Source organism: Ensifer sp. (genome assembly GCF_035999185.1).
Taxonomy (GTDB): domain Bacteria; phylum Pseudomonadota; class Alphaproteobacteria; order Rhizobiales; family Rhizobiaceae; genus Ensifer.
This window is the reverse complement of the sequence record NZ_DASYHB010000172.1, coordinates 79,007-93,781: the sequence shown is the minus strand read 5'-3', so window position 1 is coordinate 93,781 and position 14,775 is coordinate 79,007. Positions and strand designations below refer to the sequence as shown.

The following is a 14,775-nucleotide window of genomic DNA, read 5'->3' as shown; positions in this document are numbered from 1 at the left end:
ACACCCGATGGCAGATCGCATTATCGTCTACTGGCGCGACATTCCGGCCCAGGTCATCATCAAGAAGGGCCGCACGACGGCGAAACGCGAGCTGTCGCTGCGCTTCACCGAGGCGATCGACATGTGCGCCATGCGCACCGGTGCGGCCGAAACCGACGACTACCTCGCCGAGTGGCGCAAGGCCGATCCGGTGCCGGTCTCCGACGACCTTGAAACCGAAGCGGACCAGGCCGCCGCCGAACTCGAAGCCGCCTACGACCGCGAGCGCCTCGTCGCCCTCGTCAAGGCCGGAGGCCGCGACAATGGCTGACGCCAAACCGCCGAGCGAACCGAAGGTCATGAAGGGTAACGCCGCCCCCGGCGCCAAGGCCGCGACCGGCGCGTTTACGCCATCCGGCGTCTCGCCGAGCCGCCGCTCGCGCCACAAATACACGGTGCGCCTCTGGGCGGTGCGCAACTCGCGCTTCCTCGAATGGTTCTACCACCGCTTCGCCGACCTGTTCCTGCTGCTTCATCCGCTCTGGAACGCGCTTGGCTACGGCCGGGTGGAACGGCCCATCACGTTCGTCGAACGCCACGTCAAGGGCTTCCTTTTCGACTGTCGCATGTGCGGCCAGTGCGCGCTGTCATCAACGGGCATGTCCTGCCCGATGAACTGTCCGAAGCAGTTGCGCAATGGCCCCTGCGGCGGCGTGCGCGCCAACGGCAATTGCGAGGTCGAGCCGGATATGCCCTGCGTCTGGGTGCAGGCCTGGAAGGGTTCGCAGAACATGGAGAAGGGCAACGCTATTTTGAATGTGCAGAAGCCGGTCAATCAGTCGCTGCGCGAAACCTCGTCCTGGCTGCGCGTGACGGCAGAAGCCGCAGCACGCCGCGAAGCGGCATCCAAGGAAGGCCAGGCATGAGCCCCGATTACAACCCACATGATCCCGGCGCGCCGCTCGACCCCCTGCCCGGCCATTCCTCCCGCGGTCGCCTGGAGCGCGTTCTGCGCCGCGGCGAATTCGCCGTCACCGCAGAGCTCAACCCGCCCGACAGTGCCAATCCGCAGGACGTCTACGAGCGCGCGGCGATCTTCGACGGCTGGGTCGACGGCATCAACGCGGTCGACGCGTCAGGCGCCAACTGCCACATGTCCTCGGTCGGCATCTGCGCGCTTCTGACCCGCATGGGCTACGCGCCGATCATGCAGATCGCCTGCCGCGACAAGAACCGCATCGCCATCCAGGGCGACGTGCTCGGCGCGTCCGCCATGGGCGTGCAGAACATCATGTGCCTCACCGGCGACGGCGTGCAGGCGGGCGACCAGCCGGGCGCAAAGCCCGTCTTCGACCTCGACTGCATGTCGCTGCTCGAAACCGTGCGCATCATGCGCGACAACTCGAAGTTCCTCTCGGGCCGCAAGCTGACGACGCCGCCGCAGGTGTTTTTGGGCGCTGCGATCAACCCCTTTGCGCCGCCCTACGACTTCCGCCCCTATCGTCTCGCCAAGAAGATCGAGGCCGGTGCGCAGTTCGTGCAGAGCCAGTACTGCTTCGATGTGCCGATGTTCCGCGAATACATGAAGAAGGTGCGCGACCTCGGCCTGCACGAGAAATGCTACATCCTCGTTGGCGTCGGACCGATGGCATCCGCCAAGACCGCCCGCTGGATCCGCTCCAACGTGCCGGGCATCCATATCCCGGATAGCGTCATCACCCGGCTCGAAGGCGCGCAGGACCAGAAGAAGGAAGGCAAGCAGCTCTGCATCGACATCATCAACGAGGTGAAGGAGATCGAAGGCGTCTCCGGCATTCACGTGATGGCTTACCGCCAGGAAGAATATGTCGCAGAAATCGTGCATGAATCGGGCGTCTTGAAGGGCCGCAAGCCCTGGAAGCACGAGACGCTGCCCGCGGATGCGGTTGTGGCCGAACGTCTGGAGCATATTCGCGAAGGCAAGGAAGAAAACCAGCAGCAGATGGCCGAAGCCGCGGCCCATCACCCGCACTGACGGACCACGGATAAACCGGCGCCGGTCACAAGGCGCCTATCATCGACTTCATGGGCGTGATTACATAGCCCGCCGCCAAATGACAAAGGACCCTGCATGACCCGGACCATCGTCGCTTCCGCCACCCGCGAGATCATCATCGGCTTCGACCAGCCGTTCTGCGTCATCGGCGAACGCATCAACCCGACCGGTCGCAAGAAGCTTGCCGCCGAAATGATCGAAGGCAACTTCGACACGGTGATCAAGGATGCGCTGGAACAGGTCGCGGCCGGCGCGACGATGCTCGACGTCAATGCTGGTGTGACCGCCGTCAATCCGAACGAGACCGAGCCGCCGCTCTTGGTCAAGACGCTCGAGATCGTCCAGGGCCTTGTCGACGTCCCGCTGTCGATCGACAGTTCGGTGACAGCCGCGATCGAGGCGGCACTGCGCGTTGCCAAGGGCCGCCCGCTCGTCAACTCCGTCACCGGCGAGGAAGAAAAGCTCGAAGCGATCCTGCCGCTCTGCAAGAAGTATGACGTTCCGGTCGTTGCCATCTCCAACGACGAAACCGGCATTTCCGAGGACCCGGACGTGCGCTTCGCCGTTGCCAAGAAGATCGTCGAGCGCGCCGCCGACTACGGCATCAAGCCGCACGACATCGTCGTCGACCCGCTGGTCATGCCGATCGGCGCCATGGGCACCGCCGGCCAGCAGGTCTTCGCACTGCTCCGCCGCCTGCGCGAGGAGCTGAAGGTCAACACCACCTGCGGCCTGTCCAACATCTCCTTCGGCCTGCCGCACCGCCACGGCATCAATGCCGGCTTCATCCCCATGGTCATCGGCGCCGGCATGACGTCGGCGATCATGAACCCCTGCCGCCCGCAGGAAATGGAAGCCGTCCGCGCAGCAAACGTCTTGAACGGCACCGACCCGAACTGCACCCACTGGATCAAGACCTATCGTGACCACAAGCCGTCTGACGGCGGCCACGTCGTCGCTGCCGCACCGGTGGCAGCCGCCGGCGGTGGACGCCGCGGCGGTCGCGCGGCCCGCACCGGCGGTGCGGCTGCGAGCGAATAGGTTCTGTTTCAGCTATAGGCTGAACTGAAAAAGGGAGAACGACGTTGAATGGCCATCAGCCTCTTTTCCGTCCTTCTCCCTTTAGCCGTCGAGAAGCCAGCGATCGATGAGCGGATTGCAACTTCGAAATTAAGTTCCGGCAACGCAAACGTGGAGACCTCAGATGACACGCAGCCTACGCCTTGATGCAGCATCCCTCTGGTTCGAAGCCCCGTTCGTCATCGCAGTCCGGCTTCAGGAAATGCAGATGGCGGCGCTGACCGGCAGGACGCAGGACGTGACCGAACTGCACCGCATGGTCTCCGAGAAGATTGCCGCGACGGCCGAAAGCGTCATGGCCGTCAACATGGCGCTCTGGAAGGCTGCCTTTGACAACACGATGCGCCTGATGACCGGTGGCATGGCCTCCGGCCACGGCACGGCGATTGCGTCCGCCGCCCTCAGGCCCTACGGCAAGCGGGTGCGCAGCAACGCCCGGCGCCTCTCTCGCAAATAACCCTGCACTGCCGCCGACCCTGCAACCCGACTGTTTGAAACAGATCGGTCCATGTCGGGATTGGACAACTATCAGGCGGGGTTCCAGTGCAGTCTGAAACCGTTTACCCGTGCTTCGCACGTGAGATGAAGCACCTTGCCGGCGCTTCGCTCCGAAGATGAAGCGGACCTGACGAAAGACTTGAGAGCATGCGCATCGAAGGCACTTCCGAGATCGAGACAAACATGAGCGAAGCCGTGCAAAAGGACCCTCTGGTGCTGTTCATGCCTTCGGGCAAGCGCGGCCGTTTTCCGGTCGGCACGCCAGTTCTCGATGCGGCGCGCAAGCTCGGCGTCTATGTCGAAAGCGTGTGCGGCGGGCGCGCCACCTGCGGCCGCTGTCAGATCGAGGTGCAGGAAGGCAACTTCGCCAAGCACAAGATCGTCTCGTCCAACGACCACATCTCGGAAAAGGGCGCCAAGGAAGAACGCTACGAGAAGATCCGCGGCCTGCCCGATGGCCGCCGCCTCTCCTGTTCCGCCCAGATCCTCGGCGATCTCGTCATCGACGTGCCGCAGGATACCGTCATCAACGCCCAGGTGGTGCGCAAGGCCGCGACCGACCGGGTGATCGAACGCAATGCCGCCGTCCAGCTCTGCTATGTCGAGGTGGACGAGCCGGACATGCACAAGCCGCTCGGCGATCTCGACCGCCTGAAGGTGATGCTGGAGAAGGACTGGGGCTGGAAGGACCTCCTGATCGCGCCGCACCTGATCCCGCAGGTGCAGAACATCCTGCGCAAGGGCAACTGGGCCGTCACCGCCGCCATCCACCGCGACATGGATTCATCCCGCCCCTTCATCGTCGGCCTGTGGCCGGGGCTGAAGAACGAGGCCTATGGCGTTGCCTGCGACATCGGCTCGACCACGATCGCCATGCATCTGGTGTCGCTGCTTTCGGGCCGCATCGTCGGCTCTTCGGGCGCCTCCAACCCGCAGATCCGCTTCGGCGAAGACCTGATGAGCCGCGTCTCCTACGTGATGATGAACCCTGACGGACGCGAGGCGATGACCAAGGCGGTGCGCGAGGCGGTCAACGGTCTCATCGGCAAGGTCTGCGCCGAGGGTGAGGTCGACCGCCACGACATTCTCGACATGGTCTTCGTCGGCAACCCGATCATGCACCACCTCTTCCTCGGCATCGACCCGACCGAACTCGGCCAGGCACCGTTTGCGCTCGCCGTCTCCGGCGCGCTGCAATACTGGGCGCACGAGATCGATATCGACGTCAACCGCGGCGCCCGGCTCTACATGCTGCCCTGCATCGCCGGCCATGTCGGCGCCGACGCTGCCGGCGCAACGCTCGCCGAAGGGCCCTATCGCCAGGACAAGATGATGCTGCTCGTCGATGTCGGCACCAACGCCGAGATCGTGCTCGGCAACAAGGACCGGGTCGTCGCCGCCTCTTCCCCGACAGGCCCCGCCTTCGAGGGCGCTGAAATCTCGTCGGGCCAGCGCGCCGCCCCGGGCGCAATCGAGCGCGTGCGCATCGACCCCGTCACGCTTGAGCCGCGCTTCCGGGTGATCGGCGTCGACAAGTGGTCGGACGAGGAAGGCTTTGCGGAAGCCGCGGCCAGCGTCGGCGTGACCGGCATCTGCGGCTCCGCGATCATCGAGATCGTCGCAGAAATGTATCTCTCCGGCATCATCTCGCAGGACGGCGTGGTCGATGGCGCGATGGCGGAGAAAAGCCGGCGCATCATCCCGAACGGCCGCACCTTCTCCTACCTGCTGCACGACGGCGAACCGCGCATCACGGTGACGCAGAACGACATCCGCGCCATCCAGCTTGCCAAGGCAGCGCTCTATGCCGGCATCAAGCTGCTCATGGAAAAGCTCGATATCGAACATGTCGACACCATCCGCTTTGCCGGCGCCTTCGGCTCGTTCATCGACCCGAAATACGCGATGGTCCTGGGCCTCATTCCCGACTGCGACCTCGACGAGGTCAAGGCTGTCGGCAACGCCGCCGGCACCGGCGCACTGATGGCGCTGCTTAACCGCGGCCACCGCCGTGAGATCGAGCAAACCGTCAGCAAAATCGAGAAGATAGAGACGGCTCTTGAATCAAAGTTTCAGGAGCACTTCGTCAATGCCATGGCGATGCCGAACAAGGTCGACACCTTCCCGAAGCTCTCGACCGTCGTAACCTTGCCGGAGCGCAAGGCGGGTTCCGATGATGGCGAGGGCGGCGGTCGTCGGCGCAGACGCAGCCGGGAGTAATCGCCAAAGGGATTTCTTGGAAGGGGCACGCGTGAGCGACGATTCCGGATCGAATGAGTCTTTTTTGACGTCCTATCCGATCGCGGCCGTGGCGGGGGTCTTCTACGCCGCGTCAGCGACAATGTTCCTGGCGGCAACCCAGACCTGGGGAGTTCATCTGGCGCGGCAGGCATTCCTGTCGTGTTCGCGCACAGCCCTCTATGTGGCCGGCCTGATAACCGTCATCGAAGCTGTGTTGATTGTTGTCCGCGCTCTCCCGACACCTAAGATGGTCGCCATCGTCATTGGTTGGGTAGCGTTGCTGCTTTCGGGCTGGATCATCCTCTTTGGAGGGCTCGTCATGTACCAGGACATGAAGCCAATCGAGGCTTGCATATCCGGCAACAATTCGGCCTGCATCGCGAACTGACGTTCGGGAGGCGAGCGTGGGTGGTCTGGCCCACGCTTCAACCCAAACCACCTTGCCCCTCGGCGAATGTGGACACCGGAGATTTCGGCTTGCCTTAATCCCGACGGCGAGCGAACGTCTGATGACCTCGTATTTTCCTGAACTGGCATTCGAACATGATGAAAGACAAGATTCTCGACACCCTGACCGGTATGTACTTCACGGTCGATGATCCCGATGGGACTTACGGCACCGGCCAGGTCATTCGTCTTGCTGCCGAAGGCATCTATTTCATTCGCTTCGAGGGCAACGAGGTGCCACTGCCGCTCGAGCTCGTATCGATCGGGGAAATGCTGCAGACCACCGAAGACGACTACAAGCTCTGGCGGTTCTTCGACACGATCGAGGAACGGGACAAGTGGATCGAGTGGCTGGACGCCCCGTCAAAGCCAAGGGTGGTCACGCTCGTGCGGCCGACGCCGACGCCGACGAAATAGGGCTCGTCCCGCTCGCCTTCCGATCTATCAATTCTGTCGTGACGCTCACCTTTCCTCCGGGACTGCGGTGGGCGTCTTGCGTTTAAGCTCCGGCTAACCATCTGAGGTTTTCGGGGGGCTCAGCCACGTCGAAATACGGCAACTGCCGTATGTGCCACGGCCGTCAGCGGGTCTACGCCTTGGTGCCTGCCGCGTAGCAGGTGGCTTGAACCGAGGAGACACCTCATGAAGATCATCATCGCCGTGGCGGCGTCGCTCGCTTTTGCGGGCTCCGCCTTCGCAGCCATTTCATCCGTGCCTACCGAAAAGCAGCCGTCTCTCAAAACGACAAAGGCGATGGAACTTGCCGCCGGGGTCAACAAGCCCGGTAACCCCGGGAAAAACGGCAAGACCAACGAGAACCGCCAGCGGGGCAGGATATCGAACCACGACGATTGACGGCGTCAGGGGCGGCTGGGGCCGCCCCTCGATCGTTCACATTGGTCAGGCGGTATTGCCGTCAGGCAATGTGCCGGCCGATCCCGCCTCATCCGGCATTCAGGGGCGATCGCGTTTTCAAACCGATGGCTGTCCACCGGTCGCCGCCCCGATCAATAGTAGGGCGATACGCATTCCTGGCGCGGCCCGTAATAGGGCTGGAAGGTGTTGTCGTAGGCGCTGTACGAACGATAGCGGTCGTAGCACCATTGGACATGCGCGGACGGCGCATTGGAATAGACCCTGCGGGGTGGCTGCGCGATCGCGCCACCGATCACCACACCTGCCCCGAATGCCGCCAGCGGATACCACCAGCCGTCACTGTGGCGCCGGTAGCCGTCGCGGCGGTAACGGTAACCCTCATAGCCGTTGTAATAGCCGTAGCGTGGGCCGGCATTGTAGCGCTTGCTGCTGTAGCGATAGTTGTCGTAGCCCCGCTTGTGCGGCGGGCCGCCGTAATGGCCCGGCTTGTGATGGATCAACTCGACCGGCTGGGAAACCGACTGCCCGACCGAAACGGGGGACATGGGCACGGCATGGGCCGAGACCGCCGACAGCGCCGTAGCGGCAGCTACGAGGACTGCACCTATTCTCTTCATCATCTCATCCAACTGTTTATCGTCGGGACACTTTTAGAAACCCGTCATGAACGTCGGATGAACATAGGCGGCTGGGCAGAAGCGAGCCTTAAAGCGGCGGGAACTGATGGCCAGATGAAGAACGTCATTTCGTCGTGCGGCCAACAAAAAAGGCCGGGGCGAAACCGCACCGACCTTCCTCATCATCGCTCTTACACCCGTGCCAGTACATCCGTGGTCAAAAGTCTAAAGCGACGCGGCGATTGCGAGCGGCGAACGTTTCAGCGCTCATAAGCAACACCGGTGATTGGGCATGTAAATGGCGATTGTGTTCGAAACAAGTTCTGCCGCACACTTTCTTCGACATGGCTCCAGGCAGGCCGGCCTCACCCAGCCCTCGCCGTAAACGCGCCGAGCAACCCTGCCCAGCCGCCTTCGGAATCGAGCGACTTGCGCGCTTCCTCCGCCTTGGCACCATAGTTCTGGAGGTCGCGGTGCTCCAGCCGCACAGTGGTGCCGCCATCGGCCGTCCGGACGAAGGTCAGCTCTACCTCGGTGCGGAAGTCCGGGTCGAAATCCCAGTCGGCGTTGAGCTGCCAGGCAAAAAGAATGCGCCGCGGCGGCTCGTAGGCAAGCACCCGCCCCCACTCCTTCTCCTCACCGGATTGACCGATCTCGTACCAGCGCCCGCCGGCGCGAGGTTCGACGACGACGGTTTTCTGGCCGCTTGCGGTCAGGCTATGGGTCTTCAGCCACCAGTCGCCCATGTGCGCCACAAAGATCTCGAAGGCGCGCTCAGGTGGCGCACTGACGGTGACGGATTTCACGACCGGAGCCGGTTCGATCCTTTGCATGTCCTTCCTCCTGTCGCCCTGCCCAGTATCGCCTATAGCCCGCTGTTGGCCTGTCGCTCCGGTTTCGCCTGTCCGGGTGCCGCCGCTTCGTCGCTGTCGGCGAGCGCCTTGAAGGCGGCCAGCTGATCCTCCCAGAAGCGGTCGAGCCATTGCCGGAGCGGACCGAGCCCGGCCGGATCGATGGAATAGATGCGTTTTCGACCTTCAGGCTCGGCGCCCACCAGCCCCGCCTCCTTCAGCACCTTCAGATGCTGGGAGATCGCCGGCTGCGAGACCGGTAGCGCGCGGACGAGATCGGCGACCGACGAACGCGTTTCGGCAAGCCTTTCGAAGATCGCCCGGCGTGTCGGGTCTGCCAGGGCTACAAGCACTCTGCCTTCATAAGTCATGACTTATTATAAGCCTTGACTTATGAAAAGCAACGCTTCCTCCACGCGCAAAAACGCCGCGCGTCAGGTGAACGCGCGGCGCTTGTTTTGCAGCGGTAACAGGTCGCGATTATTGCGGCGTCAGGTCGAAGCCAAACCACTTCTCCGAGAGGCGCTTGATCGTGCCGTCGGCCTTGGCGGTCTTGATGGCGTCGTCAAACAGTGCCTTCAGTTCCGGGTCGCTCTTGCGCAGGCCGACCGAGCTGCCGGCGCCGAGGAAGCCGCCCTGGAAGCGGGGGCCAGTGATCACCATGTCGCTGTTGGCGGGCTTTTCGACTGCGGTCATCAGGTAGCCCATCGAGGCCATGACGAAATCGACGCGGCCGGCTACGAGGTCGAGATCGTGCTGCTCGGTGGTCTTGTACTCGCGCACTTCCACGACATCCTTCAGGTACTCGTCGATGAAGCGGGCGGCGATCGAGGCGGTCTGGACGCCGATGGTCTTGCCCTCGACGAGCGGCTTCAGCTCGTCCACCGCCTTGCGGGCGCCAGCCTCGTTGGAGGCGAGCGAGAACAACTCGCCCTTCATCGGCAGCGTTTCGAGCTCGCCGCCCTTGATCGTCGCAAAGGCCTGGCCGGTGCTGCCGTAGGAGATCGAGAAGTCGATGACTTCCTTGCGCTTCTCCGTCGCCGACATGCCGGCCATGATGGCGTCGAACTTACCGGCGTTGAGCGCCGGGATCAGGCCATCGAAGGCCTGCGGCACGACGGTGCATTCCACCTTCATATGGGCGCAGAGGATCTTGCTGAGCTCGATCTCGTAACCGTCGAGCGTGCCGTCAGGCTTGGTGAGGTTATAGGGCGGAAAGGCGCCTTCGGTGGCAATGGTGATCTTGGTCCATTTCTTCTCCTCGGCGTTGGCCGGTGCGGAAAGGACGCCCGCGGCAACGGCTAGAGCCGCAACCATGATCGCGCTCGTCTTTACGCAGTTGGTCTTCTTCATGCAGATATTCCCCTTTTTACTATGATGATTGGTTTCTTCGACCCGGCCCTTTAGGGCCCGGCCTCAGCTGTTGATGAACTGACGGAAGCGTTCGGATTTCGAGCGGGTGAACACCTCCTGCGGTGCGCCCTCTTCCTCGATCGTTCCCTTGTGGAGGAAGACGACCCGGCTCGACACGTCGCGGGCAAAGCCCATCTCGTGGGTGACGACCAGCATCGTGCGGCCTTCTTCGGCGAGTCCGCGCATGACGCGCAGCACTTCGCCGACAAGTTCGGGGTCGAGTGCGGAGGTCGGCTCGTCGAAGAGCATTGCCTTCGGGCGCATGGCGAGCGCCCGGGCGATCGCCGCCCGCTGCTGCTGACCGCCCGAGAGATGCGCGGGATAGTGGTTGCGCTTGTCGGCGATGCCGACCTTGGCCAGCAACGCTTCCGCCTCCTCGATCGCTTCCTTGCGCGGCCGCTTCAACACGTGCACCGGTGCCTCGATGACGTTTTCGAGCACGGTCTTGTGGGACCAGAGATTGAAGCTCTGGAACACCATGCCGAGTTCGGAGCGAATTCGGTCCACTTGCTTCTGGTTGGCCGGGCGGCCGCGGCCGTCGCTCATCGTCTTCAGCCCGATCGCCTCGCCGGCCACCTCGATCGTGCCGGAGTTCGGAACCTCGAGCATGTTGATGCAGCGAAGCAGCGTCGATTTCCCCGAGCCGGACGAGCCGAGGATGGAAATCACCTCGCCCTCGCACGCTTCCAGCGAGACGCCCTTCAACACCTCGACCGGGCCGAAGCTCTTATGCAGGTCGCGCACGCGGATCGCGACATTCCTGGTTGCGTCCGGTGTCGTCACATTGGCGGAGATGTTCACTGCAGTTCCCCCTTGAGTACCCCGGACATGGCCAGCGGCGGGCGCGATTGCGGGTTCAGCCGGTGCTCGGCAAAAGCGACGAGCCGGGTCAGAAGAAAGTTGATGGCGAGATAGATGGCGCCAGCGACGACGAAGACCTCGATGACGCGGTAGGTCTCGGAGATGATGCGGGCGGCAACGCCGGTCACTTCCATCAGGGTGATGATCGAGGCAAGCGAGGTCGCCTTGATCATCGAGATCACCTCGTTGCCGTAGCCGGGCAGCGCCTGGCGAAGTGCCTGCGGCAACACGATGCGGCGGAAAATCATCAGGCGACCCATGCCGCAGGCGCGCGCCGCCTCCACCTGGCCATGCGGCACCGAAAGCAGGCCGCCGCGGATGATCTCGCTCGCATAGGCGGCGGTGTTGAGCATCAGCGCCAGCACCGCGCACCAGTAGGGCTCGCGCAGGATCGGCCAGAAAATGCTGTGGCGCACCGCCGGAAATTGGCTGAGGCCGTAATAGATCAGGAAGATCTGCACGAGCAGCGGCGTTCCGCGGAAGAGAAACACATAGGCGCGGGCAAAAAGGTCGAGCGCGAGAATGCCCGACAGCCGCGACAGCGCCAGAAGCATGGCGAGCACCGAGCCGAGCGCGACGGATGTCACCGCCAGCTCGATCGTCAACGGCAGCGCCGAGACGAGCTCGAGGAAGGTTTCAAGAGCAAAGTTGATGTCCATCAGCCCCTCCTGACGCCGCGCGACAGCCGGCGTTCGCTGAGCTGCAGAAGCAGGCCCGACACGGTGGAGATCGCGAGATAGACGAGTGCGGCGATGAAGAAGAAATCGAACGGTCGCCCGGTCGAGCCGGCGCCGATCTGCGACTGACGCAGAAGCTCGACGACGCCTGTCACCGATACCAGCGCCGATTCCTTCAGCACCACCTGCCAGACATTGCCGAGACCCGGAAGGGCGTGGCGCAGCGTCAGCGGCGCGGTGATGCGGCGGAATTTCAGCAAGCGCCCCATGCCGCAGGCGGTCGCCGCCTCCAGTTCGCCCGGATGGACCGCGCGAAAGGCGCCGCGGAAAACCTCGGTCTGCTGCGCGCCTGACGTGACGCCAACGGCAAGCGCGCCGGCGAGAAAGCCCGGAAAGCTGACGAAGCCTTCGGCGCCGAAGAACTGGCCGACCGCGGTGATGGCAGCACTGCCGCCGAAATAGAAGAGATAGATAACCAGGAGATCGGGAAGGCCGCGCAGGACCGTGGTGTAGGTTTCGGCGGCCATGCGCGTGACCGGACCGCCGGAAATTTTGGCCCAGGCACCGAAGGTGCCGATGACGGCGCCGATCGCAAAGCCTGAAAGCGCAATGAGGATGGTCATCCAGGCACCGACGGCGAGCGCATGGCCCCAGCCGTCAGGCCCGAAACTGATGATGTCGAGGATACCGGGCTCCGTCATCGCCGCGCCTCCCGCAATAGCGTTATCTCAGAGGACGTCCTATTCATGGCGCCCCTCGGGTAGCGGCGGATTGACGTTGTCAGGAATAGGGTTGACGAAGGGCGTGCCCTCAAGCCTTGCGGCATGGTCGGCCTTGGCCTTTTCGATCAGCGCCGGGTCGAGGATCAGGTCGAGCGCCGTGCTCGCCATCACCTTGGCCGCATGCTCCATGCCCTTGTGGGCGGCCGGCAACTTGCCTTGGGCAACCAGCTGCCAGGAGTGGCCGGGCGTGCCGATCGCATAGGTCGCGCCGCGCATCTGCACGGTCGGGACGACCCAGCTGACGGTGCCGACATCGGTGGAGCCGACCAGCGTGCCATTGCCGCTTTCCGGCGGGAAGATCGTATCGCAAAGGGCGATGCCACGCCGCAGCTTCAGGCCGAAGCGCTCGAAGGCCGAGGCGATGTCCTCGCCGGTGAAGGTCTCCTGGAAGCGGGCGGCCATCTGCCGGTCTGCGTGATCGAACTGCGGGGCCCCAAGATGTTCGAGATGGCGGTGCATCAGCGCTTCGAGCGGTGTGTTGCCGACGAGGTTGGCATCGCCGCTGATCACCTCGTCCGTGACCGTCGTTCCGGTCATCAGCGCCGCACCTTCCGCAACCTTGCGTACTCGCTCGGAAAGATCTAGCAGCTCCGGCAGGTTGCGGGCGCGGATGAGGTAGCGCACGACCGCGCGCGCCTGCACCACGTTCGGCGCGTGGCCGCCGGTGTCGGTCACGGCATAGTGGATGCGCGCCGAGGACGGCATGTGCTCGCGCAGATAGTTGACGCCGACATTCATCAGCTCGACCGCATCGAGCGCGCTGCGGCCGAGATGGGGGGCGGCAGAAGCGTGCGACGCGCGGCCATGGAAGCGGAAATTGATCTCGTTGCAGGCAAGCGACACCGGATTGTTGACGCCGGCAAAGGGGGCCGGATGCCAGGAAATGGCGATGTCGACATCGTCGAACACGCCGGCGCGCACCATGAAGCCCTTGGAGGAGCCGCCCTCTTCCGCCGGGCAGCCATAGTACCGCACCCGGCCCTTCAGGCCGTTTGCCGCCAGATAGTCCTTGACGGCGGTCGCCGCCATCATCGCGCCGGCGCCGAGCAGGTTGTGGCCGCAGCCATGGCCGTTGCCGCCCGCAACGAGCGGCCGTTCCTCGGCCACGCCCGCCTCCTGGCTGAGGCCGGGAAGCGCGTCGAACTCGCCAAGGATGGCGATGACCGGCCCACCCTCGCCCGCCTCGCCCATGACCGCCGTCGGCAGGCCGGCAATGCCGCGTGCGACGCGGAAACCTTCGGCTTCCAGCAGCGTGGCGTGCTCGGCTGACGACCGATACTCCTCGTAATTGGTCTCCGGCGTGTCCCAGACCCGGTCGCTGAGCGCGAAGAACTGATCACGCTTGGCTTCGAGCATCTCCCAGACGGCATGCGAATTCTTCATGGTTTACCGGCGCCCCCAATGATAGTATCCAGAATTGGCGCCAATTTACGGAATCATTTTTGGATACACAAGAGAGGTGTCATGAAATATTTCGCTTGGCGCCACACGGCGCCACCGGGCAGCGGATCACGGCTGAGAGTGGCGGCTTCAGAATGCCATGCGCCATCCGACGCCTTCTGCCCCAAGGCGTTGAAACTGACTGAGAAAAGCCCCTCGCCCGCATTGAATTGTCTCGGGCGGCATCATAGTTTCTCCAATAATGGAGCCAATTCCGCCAGAGCTCGGTCAATGAGCGCCATGGATGAGCGCGGTGGAATGGAAACGAAAAAACAGGACGGACGATGAGCGACAATCTGACGGTGGCAGAAGCGACGGAGGACAAGAAGGACGTGACCGACCTCCTGCTCCACGACATTCTGACCGGAACGCTGCCGGCCGGCACCTGGCTGAAGCAGATCGATCTCGAACGCCGCTACGACTGCACGAGGCCGGAGGTGCGGCGAGCACTCGACCGCCTGTCGCAAAAGCGCCTGGTGCAGCACAATCCCAACCGCGGCTACCAGGTCTATGAACTCGACGACCAGCGCACGCGCGAGATCAGCGACATCCGCGTCATCCTGGAAACCGGCGTCGCCGACCGGATGATCGCCAACGTGACGCCGGATTCCATCAGAGAACTACGCGACCTCGCCAAGGTCTTCGATGAAATGTCGTTCCGCGGCTCGATCATGGAGCACTACGACGCCAACCTCGCCTTCCACCGCGCGCTTCTGATGCTGTCGGGCAACATCGAACTGGTCAACATCATCGCCGAAATCCGCCAGCGCACGGCCTCGGCCCCGGTCTCGCAATGGCGCACCCGCGCCCGCATCGAACAATCGGCCCGCGAGCACCACCTGATGGTCGACGCGCTCGAGGCGCGCGATCTTGCCGAATTAAAGCGTCTGATCGAAATCCACATCCGCCAGGCACCGATAAGGGCGTGAGCCCTTGCCCATGGGCGCTTCGCCAGTCCGGCCGCCGCTTGGCCGCCCC

At 63.5% G+C, this 14,775-nt stretch carries 18 protein-coding genes; 10 read left to right on the top strand and 8 right to left on the bottom strand.

The features are described from left to right. Window positions 1–7 precede the first annotated feature (7 nt). The 9 genes from VGO04_RS23885 (at window position 8) to VGO04_RS23845 (ending at window position 7,135) form a co-directional block, all read left to right on the top strand. A complete protein-coding gene (locus VGO04_RS23885; protein ID WP_060520592.1) occupies window positions 8–310 on the top strand; it encodes a virulence factor in 303 nt (100 codons plus the stop codon). Further along, window positions 303–905, top strand: coding sequence for a methylenetetrahydrofolate reductase C-terminal domain-containing protein (locus VGO04_RS23880; RefSeq protein ID WP_327498447.1), 603 nt, complete (start codon window positions 303–305; stop codon window positions 903–905). The genes VGO04_RS23885 and VGO04_RS23880 overlap by 8 nt, the downstream gene beginning before the upstream one ends. Continuing rightward, a complete protein-coding gene (locus VGO04_RS23875; protein WP_327498446.1) occupies window positions 902–1,993 on the top strand; it encodes a methylenetetrahydrofolate reductase in 1,092 nt (363 codons plus the stop codon). The genes VGO04_RS23880 and VGO04_RS23875 overlap by 4 nt, the downstream gene beginning before the upstream one ends. 96 nt (window positions 1,994–2,089) lie before the next feature. After that, window positions 2,090–3,055, top strand: coding sequence for a methyltetrahydrofolate cobalamin methyltransferase (locus tag VGO04_RS23870; protein ID WP_327498445.1), 966 nt, complete (start codon window positions 2,090–2,092; stop codon window positions 3,053–3,055). A gap of 163 nt (window positions 3,056–3,218) precedes the next feature. Then, window positions 3,219–3,551 carry a hypothetical protein gene (locus tag VGO04_RS23865; RefSeq protein WP_327498444.1) on the top strand — a complete coding sequence of 111 codons (333 nt, stop codon included), beginning with the start codon at window positions 3,219–3,221 and terminating at the stop codon, window positions 3,549–3,551. A 224-nt stretch (window positions 3,552–3,775) separates the two neighbouring features. Next, complete coding sequence (locus VGO04_RS23860; protein WP_327498443.1) at window positions 3,776–5,812, top strand: ASKHA domain-containing protein; 2,037 nt, start codon at window positions 3,776–3,778, stop codon at window positions 5,810–5,812. A gap of 31 nt (window positions 5,813–5,843) precedes the next feature. Continuing rightward, entirely contained in the window at window positions 5,844–6,221 is a 378-nt protein-coding gene (locus tag VGO04_RS23855) for a hypothetical protein (protein WP_327498442.1), read from the top strand. Window positions 6,222–6,379: 158 nt separating this feature from the next. Further along, the gene (locus VGO04_RS23850) at window positions 6,380–6,697 is read left to right on the top strand and encodes a hypothetical protein (protein ID WP_327498450.1); all 318 of its coding nucleotides are present in this window, start codon (window positions 6,380–6,382) and stop codon (window positions 6,695–6,697) included. Between the two features lie 225 nt (window positions 6,698–6,922). After that, entirely contained in the window at window positions 6,923–7,135 is a 213-nt protein-coding gene (locus VGO04_RS23845; protein WP_327498441.1) for a hypothetical protein, read from the top strand. Between the two features lie 152 nt (window positions 7,136–7,287). Here the strand turns inward: VGO04_RS23845 and VGO04_RS23840 are convergent, their stop codons facing one another. The 8 genes from VGO04_RS23840 to VGO04_RS23805 form a co-directional block, all read right to left on the bottom strand. Beyond that, window positions 7,288–7,773 carry a BA14K family protein gene (locus tag VGO04_RS23840; protein WP_327498440.1) on the bottom strand — a complete coding sequence of 162 codons (486 nt, stop codon included), beginning with the start codon at window positions 7,771–7,773 and terminating at the stop codon, window positions 7,288–7,290. A gap of 365 nt (window positions 7,774–8,138) precedes the next feature. Continuing rightward, on the bottom strand, window positions 8,139–8,606 hold the full coding sequence (locus tag VGO04_RS23835) for an SRPBCC family protein (RefSeq protein WP_327498439.1): 468 nt from the start codon (window positions 8,604–8,606) through the stop codon (window positions 8,139–8,141). A gap of 32 nt (window positions 8,607–8,638) precedes the next feature. Beyond that, complete coding sequence (locus VGO04_RS23830) at window positions 8,639–8,995, bottom strand: metalloregulator ArsR/SmtB family transcription factor (RefSeq protein WP_327498438.1); 357 nt, start codon at window positions 8,993–8,995, stop codon at window positions 8,639–8,641. 109 nt (window positions 8,996–9,104) lie between these two features. Then, window positions 9,105–9,941 carry a transporter substrate-binding domain-containing protein gene (locus VGO04_RS23825; RefSeq protein WP_327498449.1) on the bottom strand — a complete coding sequence of 279 codons (837 nt, stop codon included), beginning with the start codon at window positions 9,939–9,941 and terminating at the stop codon, window positions 9,105–9,107. 99 nt (window positions 9,942–10,040) lie between these two features. Then, a complete protein-coding gene (locus tag VGO04_RS23820) occupies window positions 10,041–10,832 on the bottom strand; it encodes an ABC transporter ATP-binding protein (RefSeq protein WP_414650594.1) in 792 nt (263 codons plus the stop codon). A 2-nt stretch (window positions 10,833–10,834) separates the two neighbouring features. Further along, on the bottom strand, window positions 10,835–11,557 hold the full coding sequence (locus VGO04_RS23815) for an ABC transporter permease (protein ID WP_327498436.1): 723 nt from the start codon (window positions 11,555–11,557) through the stop codon (window positions 10,835–10,837). Continuing rightward, entirely contained in the window at window positions 11,557–12,276 is a 720-nt protein-coding gene (locus VGO04_RS23810; protein WP_327498435.1) for an ABC transporter permease subunit, read from the bottom strand. The genes VGO04_RS23815 and VGO04_RS23810 overlap by 1 nt, the downstream gene beginning before the upstream one ends. A gap of 39 nt (window positions 12,277–12,315) precedes the next feature. Further along, window positions 12,316–13,740 (bottom strand): M20 family metallopeptidase, encoded by a 1,425-nt coding sequence (locus tag VGO04_RS23805; RefSeq protein WP_327498434.1) that lies wholly within the window; start codon window positions 13,738–13,740, stop codon window positions 12,316–12,318. Window positions 13,741–14,081: 341 nt separating this feature from the next. On the opposite strand from VGO04_RS23805, the gene VGO04_RS23800 reads away from it, so the two are divergent. Then, complete coding sequence (locus tag VGO04_RS23800; protein ID WP_327498433.1) at window positions 14,082–14,726, top strand: GntR family transcriptional regulator; 645 nt, start codon at window positions 14,082–14,084, stop codon at window positions 14,724–14,726. The last annotated feature ends 49 nt before the right edge of the window (window positions 14,727–14,775 follow it).